Origin of the sequence: Mesorhizobium sp. M1348 (assembly GCF_040317925.1) — a bacterium.
Taxonomy (GTDB): domain Bacteria; phylum Pseudomonadota; class Alphaproteobacteria; order Rhizobiales; family Rhizobiaceae; genus Mesorhizobium.
Genome location: NZ_JAMYLH010000039.1, coordinates 1 through 20,415 on the forward strand (window position 1 = coordinate 1; position 20,415 = coordinate 20,415).

Below are 20,415 nucleotides of genomic sequence, written 5' to 3' on the forward strand. Positions count from 1 at the left end.
ATGCGGGCGTAGACATCCGCGCGATCGAGAGAAGCCATGGTCAGGCCCTCCCAGCAACAGGCGTCGCGACAAGGAGGACACTTGCGATGAAACCTAACTCGTGTGCTCTCGTGGCGACAAATGAAGCCATATCCCGGAAAACTTCCGGTGAGGGCAGCTGCACATGGTCGGCAGAGGGGCAATAATAGGCCTTGTCTCCGCCATACCGCACAACCGCTCCAGTGTTGTCGAAAAAACGGTCGGCATGCTCGATGCGCTGGACAGGATCGGCAGCAGGCTCTGGTGCCGCATGATAGTGCGGCGGCAGACCTTCAATCTGGTCGGCGCAAAACACCGTGTAGGCCTTGAGGAACGGAACACCTCGCTCGACTTCCTCGCCATGCGCGTCGGTTTCGGTCCTGGTGAAGCGGCTGGCGTAAACAACCATGGAGCCGGTCTCGCCCTTGCGAACATGACCCCCGAGCTCCGCACTCTGCTTGAACGTCATCCAGACCGGAGAGACAAAGCCCCTCGCGACCGCCTCCGACCACAAAAGCAGTGTATTGATCCCTTGATACGGCAGGCCGTTGTGACGGAGCGGCCGTGTGATGCGACCGGTCGTATTCGCAACGCTCCACGGTTTGACCCAGGGACGCACGCCCTTCTGCAGATCCGCGACGATACGATCGGTGATTTTCGCGTAGATGTCGACGCGGGGCTTGTTGTTGTTCCTGTCCATTTCAAACCTCCATTCGAGGCCGCGCCAATCGCGGCCGTCACGAGGTCCGCACGCGCAGGACCGCAGGTCCGCGAACCCGCGGAGGATCGATGGGGAAGCTGAGGACCATCGCTTGTGGGCCGCAACGTCAGTGGAGGACGGCGCAGCCGTTTCGCGGCACGAGGACCGGAGCAGGACCATCATTCGTGACGGCCGCGATTGGCGCGGTCTTGATCACTTGCCGTGTCCATCTTTGAGCCGGGTGCCTTTGGCACAGCAAAGAGGCCGGCTCCCGAACGGACACCAGCCTCAGTATGAAAAGATCGGGCGGAGCCGAAGCTCCGCCCGATGGCAGTTAGCCAAGGGCCGCCATCTGGAGATCGGCTGCCTGCCGGTTGACGGTCTGGCCGGGGTTCTCGGTCTGGCGTTCGTAGGGCTTCCAGCTCTCGCCGACGATGTGCTCGTAGGCGGCAACGGCGCCCTCGGCGGCCATGCGCAGGGCATGTGCCTGAAGGCCCATTTCGGCGGCGAATTCGCGCTTGCGCTGGGCCTTGCTGTCGAAGCCGACCGGACCGTCAATGTCCTCGTCGCGGGTGTCATTGGCTAGCTTGGCCGTGGCATCCTTCGCCTCGGTGACGGCCTTCGAGTAGAACTGGCCTGCTCCAAAGGCGGAGCCGACATGGGACCCGACGATTCTTTGCAGGTGGATCTGCATGGCCTTTTCGGAAAGGCCCTCGGAGAGCGTATCGGCGCTTTCGATCAGACTGCGCTCGTGGAATTCACGGATGCCGTCACTGTCGAGGATGGAGAGGCCGAAGCTTTCGGAAATGAGGGTGGCCTGGCGGCCATCCGGGCAGCAGAGCCGGACCATTTCGAGGGTTGTGCCCTTGCGGAGCTGGACGACGCGGGCCTTGGCCTTGGTGGAGCGGGTTGAACTGGACATTGAGCTTTCCTTTCTAGCGATGCCCTCCAGGTGTTCCGGCCCTTGCCGGTCTTTCCTGCGGGTGCGGTCAAAAGGAACCGGCGGAAGCTGGACGCTTCAGGGTCCGGAGCCTGCCAGGCGAGCGAGGTTGGCTTGCGGACAAGCGGGGTCAGTTCTTCACTGGCCCTGCGCGGGACGCGGGCCAGCCTTGCCGAGATCGGCGGGATCCGGCCGCCCCGCGGCGCGATAGCGGCCTTGAAGCGGACAGCGGCCGGTTCAGACCGCAGCAAACCCGCCGGGAAGACGGGCAAGGGATGAATTCGGACATCGGCATGCGCGAGGAAATGCAGTGTTCATTCCCGCCGCCAATCCGCCTGCCCGCCAGGCTGCGCGAGGGACGTCAGCGGTTTGAACTTCGGCTCCTGCCGGTATAGATGAGCTGCGCCGGTCCGCCGCTGCGGATCAACTCTTTGGCCTGCTCCCATGTCGGGCTGGCAGCGTAGCGTGTTCAACTCCGAAACGAGGCCAGCAATGACCGATCAGAATGACGACTACGTCTATGACGACACGACAGGGGAATGGCGACCAGCATCGGAGATGGCTGCCATTGCAGCTTTTGCCGGGAAAATTGAAGTGCGCGATGCCGCCGGCAATGTGCTCGCCGACGGCGACTCCGTCGTCCTCGTCAAGGACCTCAAGGTCAAGGGTGCCGGCCAGGCCCTGAAGCAGGGGACCGTGATCAAGTCGATCCGGCTCACCGACGATCCCGAAGAAATCGATTGCCGACATGATGCGATCAAGGGGCTGGTGTTGCGAACGGAGTTCGTCCGCAAGCGCTGATCAGACACCAGTATTAGGCACGCAGCAGGTCCTGCGGGATCCTGTCACGCAGTGCTGCGATTGCAGCGTCCTGCCTGGCCAGTTTGCGTGAGAGCGCATCGATTTCGTGCTGCCTTTCCTGTGTGATCGCGGCAAGGTTCGATCGATACCGTTTCAGAAAGGTCCTGGCATCAGCAGCGTTTCGGCGTTGGGGGTCGGTACGCTGGGGCTTTAATTGCGGAATAATCGCCGTCATCCGCCTCAGGATCTGCCGGTCGATCATTTCGAGTTGGCGCTGTGTCTGGCGCCGAGCCTCCTCCATGCGAAAGAGCTGTGCGCGGCGACCGGAGACGGACATTATGTGTCCCTCCCCTGCCAATCCATGAAGCTCGAAGTCCCGCCATAGACGCGATGGCGCGCAACGTCGATGACGAATCCAAAGCGGCCGACATGGTATTCGTCGGTCGCAACGAGAAAGCGACGTTCCTCCGTGCCCGGTCCGCGCCTGCCGCCAGGGGTCGCGATAACCTCGGTGAAACCGGGCTGGTGCCCGGAACGGATCGCCGACACCACGATCCAGTCATCGGTATGCTTCTCGAAAAATGCCCGCTCGTCCTTTTTCGCGGATTGGCCGGGTTCGAGAACCCTCCCGTGGATCGCCTCCCAGGCATCCGGGTACCAGTCGCGGATCGACTTTTCCGCACAAGCCCTCTCGAAGTCCGTGAAGAGTTGGGGGAAGGCTTGGGCGACGGCCGCCCAATGGCAGTCCTCTTCATACCAGCCATCATTGGCACGGAGCATCTCATGGACTTTGCGATTTCGCTCCGCCGACAGATGGAACCCGCCATGGCTTGCCGTCGAGTGAGCCACGACGCCCTCGGCATAGACGGTCGCTCCCTGCGACGTTCCCCATGGCGTGTGGGCTCGGGAGTGGATTTCGCGACGTCCGAGAGCCGCGCGCTGCTGCTGGTGGAGGGCGCTCTCCTTGACATGCGCGCGAAACGCCGCCTCATCGGCAAGCTCTCCGGCATGGCCGTAGAAATCGCCGCGCGTCCATTCGGCCATGGGCCGGCGATACGCCAGCCCGTGACAAGATAGTGCCGGCCATCGCGGGCCGGAGCCATGGCGAAGGCGTGCTCACCGACAAGGGCAACGCAAAGCCCATTGGCGCTTCGGCCAAAAGTAACTTCCGGAGAACCGGGGGGTTCGACGACATGGGTTTCAGAAGTTCGCGCAGTCATGCTGCCGTCCTCCCTTCTACGGTGTCCGCCGCTACGGTGTCGGCCACGACCTGCTGAAACACGGCGTTCGGATAGCCGTGGCGGGTCAGCCATTCCTCGGCGGCCGCGCGATTGGCGGCAAGATGGACAAGCTCCGCATCGTCGCCGGCGCGGTCGAGCACCAGGACGGAGCCGATTGCGGGTCGCTCCTTGACCGAAAACTTCAGGTCGCTGTTCACCGAAAACGTCTGGTGGACGCGCAGCACAATGGTTCCCTGACTGCCATAGTCGCCCTTGTGCAGGGTGATCGAGGCGGGCAGCGTCGTACTGCCGATGCGGGCCTCGGCCTGTTTGCGGACCAGGCGACCGCCGCCGTTGCGATTTTCCCAGGCTGCGAGCTTCTTGCGATGCCGCTCTGGCGGGCGTGGGGATCCGTCGGAATAAGTCACGATGGATGCGAGTGGAACAAGGTCATAGATCAATTGGGCGGACATAGTTTTCTCCGTGGTGCTCATGGTGGAAACAGAACCGCCGCCGGTGATGTGCCGGCGGCGGAATGATCGTTCGAAGGGAAAGGCAAGGCGCAGCCGCCTACTCGGCGGCCACCTTGTAAGGCTCGATCTGTTCGTCCGTGAGGTCCTCGTCCTGCGCAGCGGAGTCGTCGCCAACGTTGTCATGCGCGGGCTCGAGAACCGCATCGCCTTCGAGCTCGTCCTGGTCCTCCGGCGTGCCGTCGTCAGGCTGTTCCCTGGCCTCGTTCTTCTTCAGCCAGGAGGTCAGCTTTTCCGGAGTGGGCGCAAACAGCGCCGACGGGTGGATGAAGCGGCCTTCCTTGAAATGCTCGACAAGGGCCGCACGGGTATCCTTGACCTTCTGACGGGGCAGGACGGATGTATCCGCGCAGGCGCTTTCCAATGCCTGCCGCGACAGGCATGACAGGAAATCCTCCGTCCCCATGTTGGCTAAGAAGCTGTCGGCGGCGATGACGTCGCCGGCGACACGGGCGACAACGCCGCTGTCCGAGCGATTTTCCCTGCAGGACAGAACGTCGATCAGCAAGGAACGCACGGCAATGCGCAGCGTGTCCATGTCGAACGCGAGCTTACCCTCCTGGTCGAACAGGCGCGCGGCATGTTCGCCGAGGCCTGCCGCCCCGTAAGAGGAGATGTCGCGGGCGCCAGATGCCACTGTCACATTTTGGCCGGCGAAGGCGAGAACGAGCAGCGCCATCAGCGTGTCGTCCTCGATCGGTGCGCGCGACAGCGCCTCGTGCAGTGCGTCGGTACGAAGGTCGCCGATCATCTCCATGCCTTTGCGCGTCACGTCCGGACGCGGCTTTGCCGTAACGACCATATCATCGCCATCGGCCTCGACATCAGCGCCATTCTTGTCCTTGGACTTTTTGACCGCCGGCATACGATACGCGACCGACTGCACCTTGCCGTCGCGGTCGAGATACATGGCGGTGTGATCGGATTTCGACGGCTTACCGTACAGACGCTCGGCCTTGGCCGGCAGCTTCGGCTCGCCCCACTGACCGGCTTCCACGATCACGCCACGCTTGGGCACAGCGTTTGCCATCCACTCCTGCTGGGCGCCAAGAAAGGCCTCGACATCCGTCGTGTAGCGGCTGTCCTCGTCGGCCGGAGCGAACAGGTCCTCGACCCAGGCAATGCCGTAGGCCTGGGCGAGATCGTCACCGAAGCTGGCGTCGCGCGCGTACATGCGGCGCTTCGTCAGGCCCTGCGCCACGCTCCACCACGACACCTGGGGATCGGCCTTGGAGGGCTTGTGCTTCTTCCAGACCTCCTTCTGTTCATCAAGCGAAGCCGAGGCGATGGTGCGCAACTGCTGCTCGTTGGGCATGTCGCCCTTGGCCATCTGCTCCAACATGGCCGGCAGAACGTTGGCCAGCAGGCGCAGCTTCCTGATCTGGCGGACGGGCAGCGCCAAAGCGACGGCGATCGCTTCCTCGGTCCAGCCGAGCGCGACCAGCCGCTCAATGGCGCGCCATTGGTCGACGGGATTGAGCTGCTCGTGAGCGAGCGTTTCCGCTAGCGAGCGCATGGCGCCGCCATCCTCGGTCCTCTCGATCACCAGCACGGCGATCTCTTCGAGACCGGCCGCGATCGCCTGCTTCACCCGACGATGGCCGGCATCGATGACGTAGCCATTGCCGCCATCGGTCTCCAGCGCGACGACAGGCGGCTGCACGATGCCGACGGCACGGATCGTAGCCAGCAGCAGCGCGTCGGCCTGCGGACTCGATTTCGAGCGTCGCGCCTTGTCAGGGTTATCCTTCAGCGCGCGCGGGTCGACAAACTTCAGTTCCATGGGGATGCTCCTTCAAGGGTTTTGCGGACACCGCTGATCGCTGCGTCCTTCCTCGTCTTCTTCCTGAAGACATCCCCCGGCCCGCGGAGCGGGCGGGCCGGTGCACCTGCGGCCGAGCATCCCTGCCCGGCTGGCCGAGCGGGGCTAACAGCCCTGCGCAGGACGACGCGGCCGGGATCGCGAGCGGCGCGGTTGAGCGCCAGCGTCAGCGGCCCGCCCGATCTGCGAGCGGGTTTTATTCCTCCTAAGTTTTCCTTTCCTCAACCCTGCGACGTAGATCGGGGCATGGCGATAAGCGGAACGGTTCTCTGCCTTGGCGCGGCCGCTCCGTGGCGAAAGCTCACAGGGTTTTTGTTCTACGTTGGTTTTTCTGAAGAGAAACCCGGGTGCTAGCGAGGGAACCTGGCATTGTCTCATTTCGGGACCAAAGTACTGGCATTGCGCTTGCTTCGGACGTGGTGCCGGTTGATCCCGGTCCTGATCGCGAATTTTGATCAGGTCTAGGCTCGCCGGGCCTGAGGTGGTTGGGGTTTCTTCGCCCGGCGAGTTCCGCCACGCTAAGAACAAAGGCCGGCGCCCTCGCTGAAGCTTATCCGAATGGCGCCGGCCACGGGCGGGATTGGGATCCGCCGCGCCTTGACATAGCTGAGTCGTTACGTAGCGTCAGGTGGTGGCGGACACTTTGGTTTTCCGCTTCGCGGGTGCCTTCTTGGCTGGTGCGACGGGTTCAGCCTTGCGCCCAAGCCCGATGGACTTCGCCAGTTGCGAACGCTGAGCGGCGTAATTCGGAGCCGTCATCGGATAATCGCGCGGCAAGCCCCACTTCTCGCGATAAGCGTCCGGCGTCAGCCCGAAGTCCGTGCTCAGGTGACGCTTCAGGGATTTGAACTTCTTGCCGTCTTCGAGACAGATAATGAAGTCTGGCGTCACCGACTTCTTTGGGTTGACCGCGGGAGTTTGCGGCTCAACGACAGGCGCGATCGGCGTACCAAGCCCGGACAGAGACTTGTGCACGGATGCGATTAGTTCAGGCAGGCCGGTAGCCGGTACAGGGTTCTTACTTACGTAGGCGGACACAATCTCCGCAGTAAGCTCGGCTAGTTCGGCGCCGCGGTGGTCGGATTCTTCTGTCAATGTGTCGGTCCTTTTGTCTGATTTGTCCCATCTCTATTTGACCAATGTCCAGTACGCAACCGGGCCTGATCTATTCTAAGCCAATGATGGCATCTGGCTTTGCGGCGTAGGGCAAGAGCGACGCCGAAATTGATGCGTTCTTTTTGGCCCCGGCTTTGCTGTAGACCAATAAAACTGACGGCCTATCAGCCATCTAAGTGACGGACCTATTATATGCCGATTAGCTAAAATAACGGAACGTCCAACGGACAAGTACGGAACCAAAGCGGTTACGTTAGACCTTTGCTTGCGTGGTGCAAGACTTTAGTCTTGCCGTCTTATGGTGAAGAACGGAAGTTGATCGGCACGACATAGGGCCATCCCGCAACGGATCAATAGCAAACTGAACTTAGGCGGCTATGGTGTGAACGCGGAAGTCGGGTCAGACCCGCTTGAAGTCCTTAAGCCCTAGGCGTATCCGCTGGCTTTCCGCGAAGGCAAGGGCGAACGATTCCAGGTCGAATGACCGGGTAAGTTCTTCGCCGTCCCCAACAACACGGACGAACCACTCGCCCATGGCCTCGACTATCTCAACGGACGTGTGGTTTGCGCCGCCTTTGGTGTCGTCCGTCGCAACTGCCTCGCCTCTGGATGGGGACAAGACGAAACAATATGACTGCTCGATCTTTCAAGCGATAAAAGGCCGGCGCCTGCTTTTGCGGGGGGCTCTGGCAGGCGCCAGCCGGACGGTCCAATCAGGTCCGCCGCGATGATCCAGTTAGCTGATTCTTGACGTAACGTCATGTGGTCTGGCTGGCCGGAGCCGAGCATGACCGAAACGTGGCATCAACATGTTAAGCAGTTCAGCGCGCCTCCTGCATCGCCTGCACCCGAGCCACCTTGAACCTTTGCCGCCGGTCAATGCCTGAGACAATGAGCGGCAGCCTGTATCGAGCCTGCTATGCGGCTGCACGCGGATCCTGGCCATCAATCGAAGACGCAAGATCGTTTTCGATTTCCGCAAGCTGCCGGCGCTTCTCAGCCAGTTCACCAGAAAATCCGAACTCGCCACCCTGACGCGAGCGATAGGAGGTGAGCCTGAGCTCGGCATCCTCAAGACGCTGGCGGTATTGTACCTGCTCGCCCTCGAAGCCGGCCAAGGCATGCTCGAGGCGAGAAATCGCACCAAGCGGCGTAGTGGTCACCGGCAGCTCGATTTCACAATCGGCGCCGGTGCGCATCAGCATGGTGGCATAGCGGTAACCGTCCTTGCCGAAACGCTGGCCCGAATATTCGACATCGAAACCGCCGATGGAGGCGATAGTGGTTTCGCCCTCCTGCTGAAGCTGCACGAGAGTCAGGATTTCCTTCATCAGCGCACGACCGGCGAGTTTGCGCTCCGTGAACACGTCGCCCCCGACCACCATGCTGAACCCATCGCCGGTCGTCGGCACGAGGCGCTGCATATCCTTGGCCACCTCGCCGATGCGCCGGGTCGCGTATTCGATATCGCGCTCGGCGTCGCGGATCTGCCGCCGAACGGCGTGCTCATCATCAATGTGGGCCGCGCGAAGGCGCTCCAGGCGGGCAATGTCTGCCTCCAGACCTGCCTTCTGCATCAGACGCGGATCGCCCGAGGCGATCGCCTTGGCCATAGCAAACTGGTTGGCCTGCCCCTCACCCATATCCTCCAACCGCCGAATGGACGTGTCTCCGGAGAGGGCGGCCGCGATGAACCGGGCCTTGCGCTCGTTGTTCTGCCACATCTGGGCGTCCATCGATCCTTCCGTGGCGTAGGCGAAGATATCGATGACATCGTGCTGGTTGCCCTGCCGCAGGATACGACCTTCGCGCTGCTCGATCTGGGAGGGAAGCCACGGCACATCGAGGTGATGCAACGCCTTGAGGCGGAGCTGCGCGTTGACGCCGGTGCCCATCGTTTCGGAGGAGCCGATCAGGAACCGGATTTTTCCGGCCCGCGCATCTCCGAACAGGCGCTGCTTGGCCTCCGACTTCTTGAAGTCCTGCATGAACGCAATCTCCGATGCCGGAACGCCCCTGCGGACCAACTCGTCCCTGATCCAGCGATAGGCCGAAAAGCCTCTGGTTTTCTCGACGCTGATCGTGCCGAGATCGGAAAAAATCATCTGCGCGGCGCCAGGAAGCTCGAACGGCTTGCCGTCGGCGCGGACATAGCTGCTTTGCGCTGTTTCTTGCCAGATACCGAAGGCATTGCCGATCAGATCGTTGAGCTTGTTGTCCGGCTCATTGTCATTGTCGGGATCAACCAGGCGCAGGTCGATAGCAGCGTGCCGGCCATCGGTGATAACCGACAGCAGGATGTCGTCACCAGCTTCTGCCGGACGGTCTCGTTCCTCGATGGCCTTGATGCGGGCGTCGAGCACCATCTGGTAGCGCTTGAAGGCGGCGGACGGCTTGGCGGTGATGATCTGACGTGCGCCGGTCGAAAGCGCCGGCACCTTCACATAGTCTCGAAGGTCTTGCGGCATCACCACATCCGCGAAGGAGCGGAACATCGCAATCAGCTCCGGCACGTTGACGAAGGTGGCGAAGCGCGTCACCGGCTTGTATTTGCCGGATGGCTGCAATTCGAGTTCAGTCGTGACGTCGCCAAAGGTCGAAGCCCAAGCGTCGAACTCGTGCAGCCCGCGCTGAAGCAGCGCCTGGTAACCGAGATAGCGCTGCACCGAGAACATCTCGCCAAGCGTGTTGGTGATCGGTGTGCCCGAGGCCAGCACGAGCGCCCGGCCCGGATTCCTCGTCTCCACAAACCGGGATTTGACATAAAGGTCCCAGGCCCGCTGGGAGCCGTTCGGATCGACGCCCTTGAGCGTCGACATGTTGGTGGCGAAGCTGAGCTTCCTGAACTCCTGGGCTTCATCGACGATGACTTGGTCGACGCCGATCTCGGAGATGGTGAGCAGGTCGTCCTTGCGGGTCGCCAGCGCCTCCAGCCGTTCCTTGAGCCCCTCCTTCAGCCGCTCGAGACGCTTGCGCGAGACGCGGTCATCGCTCTCGACCTTGGTCAGCAGCGTCTCGTAGAGTTCCAGTTCGTCGTGGATCATCTGTTGCTCGAATGCCGACGGCACGCCGATGAAGCGGAAGGCACTGTGCGTGATGATGATCGCGTCCCAAGCAGCGGTCGCCGCCCGTGACAGGAAGCGATGTCGCTTGGCTAAAGAAAAATTCGTCTCGTCGGCCACCAGGATTCGCGCGGTCGGGTAGAGCGCCAGAAATTCGCGGGCCGCCTGTGCCAGGCAATGGCCGGGAACGACCAACATGGCCTTGGCGATCAGGCCAAGCCGGCGCTGCTCCATGACGGCCGCGGCAATCGTCATGGTCTTGCCGGCGCCGACGGCATGGGCGAGGTATGTCGAGCCAGCCGAGATAATGCGCCAGATGCCGCGCTTCTGGTGCCCATAAAGAGAAAAGGCGCCGGAGGCGCCTGGAAGTTGCAGGTGATCCCCGTTGAATCTTCGGGGCGCGATGTTGTTGAAGCGGTCATTATAGACCCGCGCCAGCCGGTCGGTCCGGTCGGGATCGGACCAGATCCAGTTCTGGAAAGCGGTCTTGATCTTCTGCAGCTTTTCCTTGGCGGCTTCCGTATCCACGACATTGAGCACGCGCTTTTCAGCAGGGCCCTCCTTCACAGTGTCGAAGATCTGCGGCACCCGGCTGTTCAGCGCGTCGGCCAGGAGGTCGCTGGCATGACGCCGATCGGTGCCCCATTCGGACGTGCCGGCCGCCATCCATCCCAATTGCCGTGCTTCTACGGTCCACGATGCCAGTTCCGGCATATGATGGATCCTGATCTCGGCGCCCATAGTCTCCTTGACGAAGGCGGCAACATCGGCGGCGGGGATCCATGGTGCGCCAAGACGGGCCGTAATATCGGAAGGCCGAAGATCGGCCGGCTGAACCTCGACGAGGGCACGGACATTGCGCTCGAAGACGGAGTCGAAGGCGGCAGCGCCTTTTGCGGCCTTGAGCTTGTCGCGGACCTGGCCGGAGAGATAGGCGTCGGCCGTTTGCCAGGAACCGGTCTCGGAATCGCGGTAGACGGCGTCGCCAAGTTCGGTGATGACTGCTTCGGCATCGGCGTGCAGCAGCTCGGCGATGTGATCGATATCAACATGGCCGCGTTCGTTGAGCACGACGGCAAGCGCATCGGCAGCATTTGTGATGATGGGTGCCGCGGGCGGCGCGACGACGCGCTCGGTGAAAATCGCACCCGGCCGGGCGGTATTGGTTTCGAGATCGTAGTCCTCGATGGAGGCCACCAGCCAGCAATCGGGATCGTCAAGGAAGGGCTGCAGGTTCGGCCGGCGATGCGCCTCGCGGACCTCGCCGGTCTCGGCGTCCTCGGTGGTTGAAACGACGGCCGTGTTGATGGGGCCGAAGGCGCGCACAAAATTCGACCAGGCGATGCGCAGCTTGACTTGGGCCGGCTTCCAGGGCCGGTCGAACTCCTGGGCCTTCAGGACTTCACGCACGGCATCACGGATGGGGATCAATTTGCGGATGATACGCGCGTGCTTTTCCGGCACGCCTTCGCTCGCCCGGCCGTTGCGCACGGTGATGGTGACGGCAGCACCGTCGATCATCTGCGCCAGGGCGGCATTTTTCGCGACAAAGAAACTGCCCTCGCGCACGCCGGCGCCTTCCGGGAAGGCATCCACGACATCGTCGCTGTCCTCGGCGTCATGATCAATCTCGTCCGGCTCGCCGTCATAAATGGCTTCCGGAAGGAGGGAGATCGCCGCGGCGAGCGCCCGCTCCAGATCGACACCGGGATGAGGCAGGCAGGAATAGGCCTCGCCGTAAGGCCCCGAGATCGAGGCATGCGTGCCGAGCACGAAATCCGGGTGGCGCGCGAACCAGCGGTTGACGCGGATCGCGCCCTCATCTGCAGTTGCTCCCCGGACCTCCTCGGTGTCGAGCCATGACAGGTCGCCCTCTGGCTCGCCGATCTTGCGCTTGCGGAAAAACAGGATGTCGACCACGACATCCGTGCCGGCGTCGGCGCGGAAACTGCCCTCGGGCAGGCGGATCGCGGCAATCAGGTCGGCGGTCTTCGCGATATGCTCGCGCGCGGTGCTGTCTGCCTTATCAAAAGTGCCGCAGCTGGTCACGAAGGCGGCGAATGCCCCCGGCTTCAGCAGGTCGACGGAGCGCGCGATAAAATAGTCATGCAGCCGTAATGCCATCGACCGATACGCCCGATCGGAGCGCACGGTTCGATCCGAAAACGGCGGATTGCCGATGGCGAGGTCGAAGCTAGCCGGCAGGTCGGTGCGGGCGAAATCGCCGGCTATGATCCGCGCTTGCGGCTGCAACAGCCGCGCGATGCGCGCGGTGACGGGATCGAGTTCAATCCCGGTGACGTGGGAGACGCCGCGCAGGGACTGCGGCATCAGCGCCGGAAACAGGCCGGTTCCGACGCCCGGTTCAAGAACCCGACCGCCGCGCCATCCGAGACGCTGGAGACCTGACCAGATCGCCCGGATGATGAACTCAGGCGTGAAGTGGGCATATTGGGTGCAGCGTGCGAGCGAGGCATAGTCGATCTCGCCGACGGCATCTTCCAGGTCCGAGCCGATGTCGTCCCAGCCCTTACGGAATTCGAGCTCGCCGGGGCGGCGGAAGACGCCATTGGCAAGGTCGGACGCGCCGAAGCCGGTGAACCGGATCAGCCGCTCCTGCTCCTCACGCGTGGCAGGACGCTCATCGGCCTCGATCTCGGCGGCGAGCTGGATCGAAGCGATGTTGTCGCGGGCCCGATCCTTCCAGCCACGGGCCAGCCCACGATCGCCGGCAAGATGAAAGTTCAGTCCATGAACCCGTCGAGGCTTCGACGTCGGTTGCCTGGCTGCAACCGCCGGCGTGACCGGCGAAGGCGCGGAGGAATCGGGATCATCTTCATCGCCCGACCGGAAGTCAGCCGCGAAGGCCGTGACGCCAAGGCCAAGTCCGGACGAAATTGCCGTGCTGCCGAACAGGTCGATGGTAAAGGGGTCGTCATGAGCCATGGAAAATCTCCTTGGATTTGAGGGCGAGCACGATCGGGCGGACGGCGTTGGCGTCCGCGTGAAAGGGCTGGCAGGTTTGCTGGGGGTTAGCGGGCGATCAGCGAGAGCGAGACTTCGGTCTCGGTGAGTTGCACGTTGAGATGCGTGCAGCGAAGGTTGCGATCGAACAGCGGGATCAGTTGCTCGGCTTCGATGAATTCGATGCCGTCGTCGCCACCGAAATGGCGCTGCTTGTAGTGAAACCAGTCGGGGTTGCCGATCGGGTGGCATTCTTCGGAATAGAGGACGAGCGGGCGCTCGCCGTCTGCGAGTTTTCCGTTCGACAATAGGTAGACACCTTGGTCTCCAACCAGCCACAGGCCGGGGATCTCGCCCTGACCGGGCTTGAGGCCATAATAGGGATTGCGAAAACCGCCGTTGTTGGCGGCATCGGTTTTTCCGCGTTCGATGACCTTGCGAACTGCAAGAATGGGAAAAGTGAACATCGCATCCTCCTCACGCGGCAACGGCCAGGGGAAGGTGGCGCAGATGCACCGGCAGCTTCGCCGCGATCTCATCATCGGTGAGCTCGTCGAGCAGCTTCGGCATGGCGCCCTGCCGGCCGCCATAACAGAGCACCGTGCGCTTGCCGCAATGCTCCGGCAGCCAGCGGTCCCCGGCATAGCCGCGGTACTCGTCGTGCGTGGCGCTCCAGATATGCTCCAGCCGCTCTTCGCGCGTCATCGCCTTCACCGGCCAGGTCTCGCGCTCGACGATAGCATCGCGCATTTTGGCAGGCGATCGCGCCACATTCAGATCGCAATAGGCATGGAAGTAACGCGTTCTGCCGTCGATGCGCAGCGTGTAGAAGACGCTGGTAATGCTATCGGTAAGGAACTCGCGCAGCGCGAACATCTCGCCTCGCATCCAGAGCGGTGGCAGGATCTCCAGCATGTAGTCGTGCTCGACGGGGCCGACTTCGAACCACTCCCCGCTATAAAGAGATCCGGCATCGACGTGATCTCGTTCCGGGCGCTGCGCATGGCGATCGAACATGCGAAACATCTGCCGGCGGTCGGCGATGCCCTGGTAGACTTTACGATTGGGAAAAAAGGGGTTCATCCTCGGGCTCCTTCAGCCTTCGTCGGGCCTGAGCGCGCAGCATCCTCGTGGATGCCCATCATCTTCAGCCCTTCATGACCCCTCCCCTGCGGCCGCCTCTCCGCCCGGGCGGGTCAAGGGCCGGCGCAGCCGGGCGAAGCTTCACCCTTGCACGCGACCGGCGGGCATGCGGTAGCCGGGTTTGGTTTGATTTTCTTTTCTCCCTGCCCTCCATAACTTGGCGGTGCGAACCGGCTGTCATGGCTTCGTGGCCGCACCGTTTCGAGTTGACATGGCCATGGCAAATCCCGGGCCGGCGATCTTCGCTTCTGCGCTGCGGTTGAGTGATCGGCGCCGTCAGGCGGATGCCGCGTCCTGCAGCATCGCGTTCCAGTCTTCGGCGAGCGGCTTCAGCCGCTCGAAGTCACAGGCCACGTCGCCGGCAAGCTCACGCAGCCTCGACACGAATGCCTCGCCCTGCGGGTTGGCGTCGGTGGCCGCTACAAGCCGCCTGTTCGGGCTCCCCGCCAACATGCGAAGCGCTGTGTCCGTCGCCGGGGACCAGCCGCCGCCGGTGCTGGCATACAGCGTGTCGCGCCGGATCCGTTCGAGCGCGGCCAGGCTCATGGCATCGATCGCAGCTTCGCTGACGCAGATCCGGGTGGCCTTTACCGTTCCCAACCGGAACAACACCTTGCCGCCTCCGGCCGCAAAGCCACGCCATTGCGGTCCGCGCTCCTCCCAGCCGGTGACGAGACCGGCTGCGTCGCTGTGGGCGGCCCACATGCTGCCGCGCGGGCCTTCCCTCAGAACGTTCTGAGCGATCGCAGTCGCGATGACCTGTTCGGGAATGCGCCGCTCATCGCGCAGATAGCGCCAGGTAGTCGACCCGCGCCACGGCTTGCGTCGGGCCGCCCATCGCTTCGGAACCGACTGGTCGGGTCGGGTCTCCCGAGACTGCAGTTTCCATGCCGGCTCGCTCGGCACGAACCCCGCAAGCGAGGCTACCTGCAAGAGGGCTTCCAGGAAATCGCCGCCGTCCAGATGCTGGACCAGCGAATAGACATCTCCCTTTGCATTCGACAACGGGTCGAACCATCCCTTACCGTCATGGATGACGATGATGATATCGTCGCCATGACGGTATTTGACCGCTTTGCGAGTGCTTTCCTTTAGGTCGACCGTAAAGCCGCTGGTCTCCAGCACCGCGGCACAGCCGACCCGGCCGCGCAGCGCTTCTATATCCGTCTTTTCCATTTTTCTCTCCCGAGAGCCTTCCGGCCGGCCTTTCTTCAAGTCAATTTGTTCCGCACAATTGGCGGAACACTCCCCAACCACCGCGAAGAGCAAAGGGCGCAAGGGCGCGGCTTTCGCCGCGGCGCAGCCTCCCTTGCGGCCTGCCGCTCGCAAGCGGCACGCCGTGGCATAGAGGCCGGTTCAATGAACCGGCCGGCCTCCTGTGTATGGACAGTATTCGGCGATCGCCTCGACCTCGTCGCCGTCGAGGTCTTCGGCAGGGAGAACGCCGTACTCGTTGTCATTGACCTTGAACAGGATGACCGGCGTCATCAGGCTGCGAGCGAGGTTCCAGGCGTGGCTCTGAGCGAGGCTGAGTTCGTGCGACATTTGTTTGGCTCCCGTGTTCGCGGGGACCATTCCCCGCTCGACAGGCGCCCGTCGGGTCCAGCCGGGACCGCGATCATCGCGATGGCGAAGCCTTGAGCGACGGCACGCTTGCGTAGTCCGACCCCGAAGCGGGTTGATCGGCAAGGTCCGGGCTGGAACAAGGGAATTAAGCCGAAAGAGCGGGAAATGGGCTCCGGACAGGAGCCAAGTCACTCGTCACGAAACCGCGCGGATTCATGCCTGCGGCACTTGCGGCTGACTTATGCTGGCTTCGTCAAGGCCTAGGCGAAAAAACCGTTCTTCCTGTACCGACGAGACCGCCACGATAGTGGCGTCCGCACAAGAACCCCATCCGGGCAATAACCATGACCGACGAGAATACGAGAGGCCCATAAGCCTGATCGGGCTGACCGCCGATAGCGTTGTCGCCTAGGGTCGGAGCTGCAAAAGCCGCGTTCCAGGATTTTGCAGGTATCGATAGGGGAGTCTGGATAGTCGACCGGCACAATCCTGCGCGCGCATCGTAGATACTTCGTTTCAGTTTCCAAGATCCAAGATCTGCACGCAACGCCGTCAGGTCCCGGAGTCTTACTCGTAATCGGAAAAGCGGAGGCCGCGTGCGGCCATTCTTGCCTCTGACGATTGCCATCACGCAAGTCGGCCGAGCCTTTCGGCCACTTCTTCACCGCGATCGAATTCTCGCGCTCACAGGTAGGAATAGAGAACGACGGGCCGTGTTCAGCTCGGTCATTCTCCGCGATCCCTCAAGGTGACGGCGTCCAGGCCAGCGAGAATTTCATCACGCTCGGCTCCCTTGTGGTCTTCGACACGATACGCCCGCTGTGCGCTTCGTCCCGACAATCGGTCGAACTGCTCAGCGGTCAGGAGCACATCTTGCGCTTGCCGCGCTTTGTGTTCTCGACAGGCCCTCGGTATGCCGCCTCGACACCTCGCTGGACTTGTTGCCGAGGTCGGTTAGCGTAAAGCTGGTCATCCCGGCTTGACCCGTAAAATCGGTAAAATAGCTGTTTTTGGCAATATGGCTACATTCCCTGCTTGAGGCGCACGCGGGCGAACTCGAGGAGCGCGCAGGCTATCTCGTCCTCGGTCCAGCCGGATTCCCCTGCTCGCTGAACCAATTGTTGGAGGGCCGGACCCAAGGCGAGCTGGCACTGAGGGCCGCGGTCCGGATGGTTGACCGGGTAGCCTGGTTGCACGATCGCAATGCTTGATGGCTTCATTGCAGGCCATGGGCTCTCGCCCTTCTCCTTTAGCCAAACGAGGCGCGCCAACTCATGTGTTGTTCGTGTGCGGCTTGGCAATTGCTTCATCTCGTCAATCAGCCGCTCCAGCGATCCCGCGCGTCCCAACTCCCTAAAAAAATGGTGCGGCGTGACCCTGCCGAGCCTGTGCATCTGGGCGAGGTTCCACACATAGGGATAGTCGGCCATGAATTCGGTTCGAGGCGAGGTCTTGGACGGCTTAGCCTCGGTCAGAATGCCGCCGCCCACGAACTGATCGGCACTTCCGATGATTTGGCCCACCCTGGATGTCGACAAGCCATGTTCCTGCGCCAGGTCGGCGAAGCGCTTGCCCTTCAGAAAGCCTTCGACCAGAGCGACGTTCCTATTGCCGGTGGGGCTAAAACCCCAATAGGCGCGCAGTTTTTCCAGCATGATCCCGCTCGTAATCCGGTTGTTCACCCCCGGCAAACCCTAACCGGCCAAATCGGCGCTTGGAAGCCCCCAAACTCACGTCATGACTATGTGCGTATGTTGCTGCGAAACCGGCAACTGACAGAATAATCAGGGAACTCCTTTTCTGACCTTGCGGCCGGCGGTTGCCATGTGAACACGAAACATGCTGGCGATCACCATGATTCATAGCGGAACCAAGGGGAAGGCGCAGATCAAGTAGAGCATGGTTGCCCATTTCACTGGATCCTACGCAGAAACCTGATCACTCAATCCCTGATGCGAGGCTTCGTAAGCGGGACATTGAACGCTTCATGGGACAGCGCAAAAGATATACTGCAGCACTTCCATTTTGAAAAATTGCACGGAGGATCGGAGTGCCAAAGCCGGTGACGTGGCCGCCAACGGCGAGCCGGTCAGCTTGTGCACGACGGGGGAGGCAGCCCTAGCCGGACGAACATTGCAACAACTGCCGACACATTCATTGCTTTCAGCGACAACCGACACTAGCACCAACACTTGGCCGAAAATTTTTCGCGCCGCAGATGTCGTCTCAGCCTACGTCTCCAGCAATCCGGTCCCGGTGGGCGACCTCCCTGCCCTGATCGGCCAGGTGTACGAGGCCCTAGGCACAAGCGGTAGCGTCTCCGCAGCAGAGCCGCCGCTGCCGGCGAAGCGGACGCGCAAGAAGGTCGCAGCTTAGTTTCGGCAACTAGATTCGTGCTGGAGCGCGCATCTGCCATCGGCATAATCTGCATCTGCCGGGAATATGAAAAGGCGGGGCCAACGCCGCCTTCCCTTAAAAAAGCTATTTCATAAGGAATTCGCAAGCCGGGGCAGCAATCTGCTGCCCCGGCTTTGCGGTTGGGCCTGCCGGGATGCAGGAGAAAATCAGCCGGCTTTGCTGAGATTGCCCGCAGAGGACTTGCCGGTTCGGCGGTCCTGCTCGATCTCAAAATTGATCTTCTGGCCGTCAGCGAGGGTCGACATACCCGCGCGTTCGACAGCGGAAATGTGGACGAAAACGTCCTGACCACCATTGTCGGGCTGAATGAATCCAAATCCCTTGGTGCTGTTGAACCACTTCACGGTCCCGGTCGCCATATCTACGCATTCCTTCGTAACAATTGCATTGTGGCCTGGCCGTTGTGCCAGGCCGGTTCATATCAAGGCATTGAAATTAGACGCAGCAAGGAAACAATTGCAACATTGTTCGGATGGGCGTCACGACCGGTCAGTTAAGACAACACCGCGACCCTGCGCAATTGCTGGGCAGCCATACGCCGGGTGCGTCGGCCAATGAGCGGCTGTCAACCGAACCTAAGATCAATCCAGCTTGCCGCGTGGCGGAGCTGGATGGAAAGCAGGGAGTGGCTGCCGATCCATGGTCATCGTTCCCCACGAACTCAAGTTAGGTGAAAGCCGGTTTGTGCTATCGCGAGGGGAGGGATTGCGCGAGTTCGGCCTGCATTGAGCAAGCTGTCAACTCGCCAGCATTTGTCGGCTGGCAGGGCCGGAAGCTCAAAGGCCATCAAAACGGCATCGACCTTCAGTCGGTGTTTACCATTCGCTTCTATCTTTCGCGCAGCGGCAAGGTTCTGAGTACCGCACACAAAGGCCTGCTCCAGACAATGGAGCGGGCTTTTTTGTGTCACTTGGGAGACGGCTCCAACAATGCTGTCTACAGGAAAACGGTCCGCAAGGCTGTGCGGCTTGTGAGGTGGCTGGGGCTGGTCGTGCGAATGGGCAGGCCGAAGGCAGGCCGGTTTCGGGCAACACTCTGCCCGCGTCAGGCTGGGCCCAAACTGGGTTATGGCGTCACGGCCCGCAATTTGGTCGATTCATAGTCGAACGAAACACGATTTCGTCCACGCTGTTTCGCTTCAAAAAGGCATCGTCCGGCGGTGCGAAGGACGTCTTGAGCATCTGCATCGGGAGAGATTTCCGCGCCGCCGATGCTGACAGTCACTTTCACGCCGTCCTGTTGGCCTTTCGCCATCGGACCCGCCTCGACAAGACGGCGTATGTTTTCCGCGATGGTAGCTGCCTGTTCTTTACGCGCGCTGCGCAACAACACACCAAACTCTTCTCCGCCAAGACGACCGATCGAGTCTCCCGGGCGTGTCAGATATACGAGCGCCTTTGCAATTCGAACCAATGCCTCGTCACCTTTGCAATGGCCGTGTTGGTCGTTGATCAAAGAGAAGTGATCCGGATCGATCAGGAGCAGTGTGTCGCATTCACCTTCGTCACGCTTCCTATCCATCCTCGCGATAAATTCACCGCGACTGAGAAGGCCTGTCATCGGGTCGTGACTGGATACGAAGGTGAGCCTGTCGTGCGCCTCTCTCAGGGCTGTGTATGATTTCTCCAACTTGTCACATGTTTCCTGAATCGTTTCCCCCTGGGTGAAGATAAAGGCGCTAACGGGCATTCCGATCAGGATGGGGATGACGGTGCATTCCACCCAACTCAGCCAATCGATCGGCATCTGCAGGCCAAGTCTTGCCGTGAACGACAGGCCGAAAGTCGCGACGACTGCAATTATCGTCACGACTGTAGATTTGCCCAGAATACGTTTGCCGCGCGGCGTCATAGTGTTGCTATAGACAATCCGGCTGAATGACATGTTACCAGCTTGATTAGGATTGTTCTGGACACACCGGCGAGGAGCCGAACCCGCGCGGTCCTCAAGGCCAGGTCGAGCAAATGCGCCCGCGTCCTGCCGACACTTCGCCTCGGTCGGTTCTTGGGCCCATTATGCTGGCCGCGAGGGAAATGACATTTTGACCCGCAGTGAATTTCAAATTCTGGCTGGAAAAACCCGCCGCCTGCTGTAAACAGCGCGGGCCTGCTCACG

General features: G+C 61.6%; 15 protein-coding genes and 2 pseudogenes. 2 read left to right on the forward strand and 15 right to left on the reverse strand.

Annotated elements, in window-relative coordinates:
• Positions 1 to 97: 97 nt before the first annotated feature.
• Positions 98 to 718 (reverse strand): annotated as a pseudogene (locus NKH13_RS32260) (ArdC family protein); the annotation flags it as partial.
• Positions 719 to 1,052: 334 nt separating this feature from the next.
• Positions 1,053 to 1,640 (reverse strand): hypothetical protein, encoded by a 588-nt coding sequence (locus NKH13_RS32265; protein ID WP_352567400.1) that lies wholly within the window; start codon positions 1,638 to 1,640, stop codon positions 1,053 to 1,055.
• 510 nt (positions 1,641 to 2,150) lie between these two features.
• On the opposite strand from NKH13_RS32265, the gene NKH13_RS32270 reads away from it, so the two are divergent.
• On the forward strand, positions 2,151 to 2,459 hold the full coding sequence (locus tag NKH13_RS32270; protein WP_352567402.1) for an alkylphosphonate utilization protein: 309 nt from the start codon (positions 2,151 to 2,153) through the stop codon (positions 2,457 to 2,459).
• 13 nt (positions 2,460 to 2,472) lie between these two features.
• Here NKH13_RS32270 and NKH13_RS32275 read toward each other — a convergent pair whose 3' ends face one another.
• The 11 genes and pseudogenes from NKH13_RS32275 to NKH13_RS32325 form a co-directional block, all read right to left on the reverse strand.
• Positions 2,473 to 2,721: a hypothetical protein gene (locus NKH13_RS32275; RefSeq protein WP_352916873.1), complete on the reverse strand. Its 249-nt coding sequence runs from the start codon at positions 2,719 to 2,721 to the stop codon at positions 2,473 to 2,475.
• Positions 2,722 to 2,795: 74 nt separating this feature from the next.
• A pseudogene (locus tag NKH13_RS32280) lies at positions 2,796 to 3,679 on the reverse strand (DUF7007 domain-containing protein).
• Complete coding sequence (locus NKH13_RS32285) at positions 3,676 to 4,152, reverse strand: UCP036055 family protein (protein WP_352567406.1); 477 nt, start codon at positions 4,150 to 4,152, stop codon at positions 3,676 to 3,678. The pseudogene NKH13_RS32280 and the gene NKH13_RS32285 overlap by 4 nt, the downstream one beginning before the upstream one ends.
• A gap of 97 nt (positions 4,153 to 4,249) precedes the next feature.
• Complete coding sequence (locus NKH13_RS32290; RefSeq protein ID WP_352916875.1) at positions 4,250 to 5,992, reverse strand: ParB N-terminal domain-containing protein; 1,743 nt, start codon at positions 5,990 to 5,992, stop codon at positions 4,250 to 4,252.
• A gap of 663 nt (positions 5,993 to 6,655) precedes the next feature.
• Entirely contained in the window at positions 6,656 to 7,126 is a 471-nt protein-coding gene (locus tag NKH13_RS32295) for a Ros/MucR family transcriptional regulator (RefSeq protein WP_352567408.1), read from the reverse strand.
• Positions 7,127 to 8,064: 938 nt separating this feature from the next.
• Positions 8,065 to 13,155, reverse strand: a complete 5,091-nt coding sequence (locus NKH13_RS32300; RefSeq protein WP_352916877.1) for a helicase-like domain-containing protein — start codon at positions 13,153 to 13,155, stop codon at positions 8,065 to 8,067.
• 86 nt (positions 13,156 to 13,241) lie between these two features.
• Positions 13,242 to 13,640, reverse strand: coding sequence for a DUF3085 domain-containing protein (locus NKH13_RS32305; RefSeq protein ID WP_352603802.1), 399 nt, complete (start codon positions 13,638 to 13,640; stop codon positions 13,242 to 13,244).
• A gap of 10 nt (positions 13,641 to 13,650) precedes the next feature.
• A complete protein-coding gene (locus NKH13_RS32310) occupies positions 13,651 to 14,256 on the reverse strand; it encodes a DUF1419 domain-containing protein (protein WP_352492053.1) in 606 nt (201 codons plus the stop codon).
• A gap of 336 nt (positions 14,257 to 14,592) precedes the next feature.
• On the reverse strand, positions 14,593 to 15,492 hold the full coding sequence (locus tag NKH13_RS32315; RefSeq protein WP_352916878.1) for a DUF3991 and toprim domain-containing protein: 900 nt from the start codon (positions 15,490 to 15,492) through the stop codon (positions 14,593 to 14,595).
• Positions 15,493 to 15,672: 180 nt separating this feature from the next.
• Positions 15,673 to 15,861, reverse strand: a complete 189-nt coding sequence (locus NKH13_RS32320) for a hypothetical protein (protein ID WP_352916880.1) — start codon at positions 15,859 to 15,861, stop codon at positions 15,673 to 15,675.
• 1,043 nt (positions 15,862 to 16,904) lie between these two features.
• Positions 16,905 to 17,537 (reverse strand): hypothetical protein, encoded by a 633-nt coding sequence (locus NKH13_RS32325; RefSeq protein WP_352567413.1) that lies wholly within the window; start codon positions 17,535 to 17,537, stop codon positions 16,905 to 16,907.
• Positions 17,538 to 17,949: 412 nt separating this feature from the next.
• Between NKH13_RS32325 and NKH13_RS35815 the strand changes: the two genes are divergently transcribed.
• A complete protein-coding gene (locus NKH13_RS35815) occupies positions 17,950 to 18,258 on the forward strand; it encodes a MucR family transcriptional regulator (RefSeq protein ID WP_502899340.1) in 309 nt (102 codons plus the stop codon).
• 188 nt (positions 18,259 to 18,446) lie between these two features.
• Here the strand turns inward: NKH13_RS35815 and NKH13_RS32335 are convergent, their stop codons facing one another.
• Both NKH13_RS32335 and NKH13_RS32340 read right to left on the reverse strand, forming a co-directional pair.
• Positions 18,447 to 18,659, reverse strand: coding sequence for a cold-shock protein (locus tag NKH13_RS32335; protein WP_352567414.1), 213 nt, complete (start codon positions 18,657 to 18,659; stop codon positions 18,447 to 18,449).
• Between the two features lie 706 nt (positions 18,660 to 19,365).
• Positions 19,366 to 20,151, reverse strand: a complete 786-nt coding sequence (locus NKH13_RS32340) for a GGDEF domain-containing protein (RefSeq protein ID WP_352916883.1) — start codon at positions 20,149 to 20,151, stop codon at positions 19,366 to 19,368.
• Positions 20,152 to 20,415: the final 264 nt, after the last annotated feature.

Coding starts and splice junctions, on each gene's coding strand:
- NKH13_RS32305 (WP_352603802.1), bottom strand. CDS start 13,640: ATGTTCACTTTTCCCATTCTTGCAGTTCGCAAGGTCATCGAACGCGGA.
- NKH13_RS32335 (WP_352567414.1), bottom strand. CDS start 18,659: ATGGCGACCGGGACCGTGAAGTGGTTCAACAGCACCAAGGGATTTGGA.
- NKH13_RS32320 (WP_352916880.1), bottom strand. CDS start 15,861: ATGTCGCACGAACTCAGCCTCGCTCAGAGCCACGCCTGGAACCTCGCT.
- NKH13_RS32315 (WP_352916878.1), bottom strand. CDS start 15,492: ATGGAAAAGACGGATATAGAAGCGCTGCGCGGCCGGGTCGGCTGTGCC.
- NKH13_RS32340 (WP_352916883.1), bottom strand. CDS start 20,151: ATGACGCCGCGCGGCAAACGTATTCTGGGCAAATCTACAGTCGTGACG.
- NKH13_RS32265 (WP_352567400.1), bottom strand. CDS start 1,640: ATGTCCAGTTCAACCCGCTCCACCAAGGCCAAGGCCCGCGTCGTCCAG.
- NKH13_RS32290 (WP_352916875.1), bottom strand. CDS start 5,992: ATGGAACTGAAGTTTGTCGACCCGCGCGCGCTGAAGGATAACCCTGAC.
- NKH13_RS32275 (WP_352916873.1), bottom strand. CDS start 2,721: ATGATCGACCGGCAGATCCTGAGGCGGATGACGGCGATTATTCCGCAA.
- NKH13_RS32310 (WP_352492053.1), bottom strand. CDS start 14,256: ATGAACCCCTTTTTTCCCAATCGTAAAGTCTACCAGGGCATCGCCGAC.
- NKH13_RS32270 (WP_352567402.1), top strand. CDS start 2,151: ATGACCGATCAGAATGACGACTACGTCTATGACGACACGACAGGGGAA.
- NKH13_RS32300 (WP_352916877.1), bottom strand. CDS start 13,155: ATGGCTCATGACGACCCCTTTACCATCGACCTGTTCGGCAGCACGGCA.
- NKH13_RS32325 (WP_352567413.1), bottom strand. CDS start 17,537: ATGCTGGAAAAACTGCGCGCCTATTGGGGTTTTAGCCCCACCGGCAAT.
- NKH13_RS32285 (WP_352567406.1), bottom strand. CDS start 4,152: ATGTCCGCCCAATTGATCTATGACCTTGTTCCACTCGCATCCATCGTG.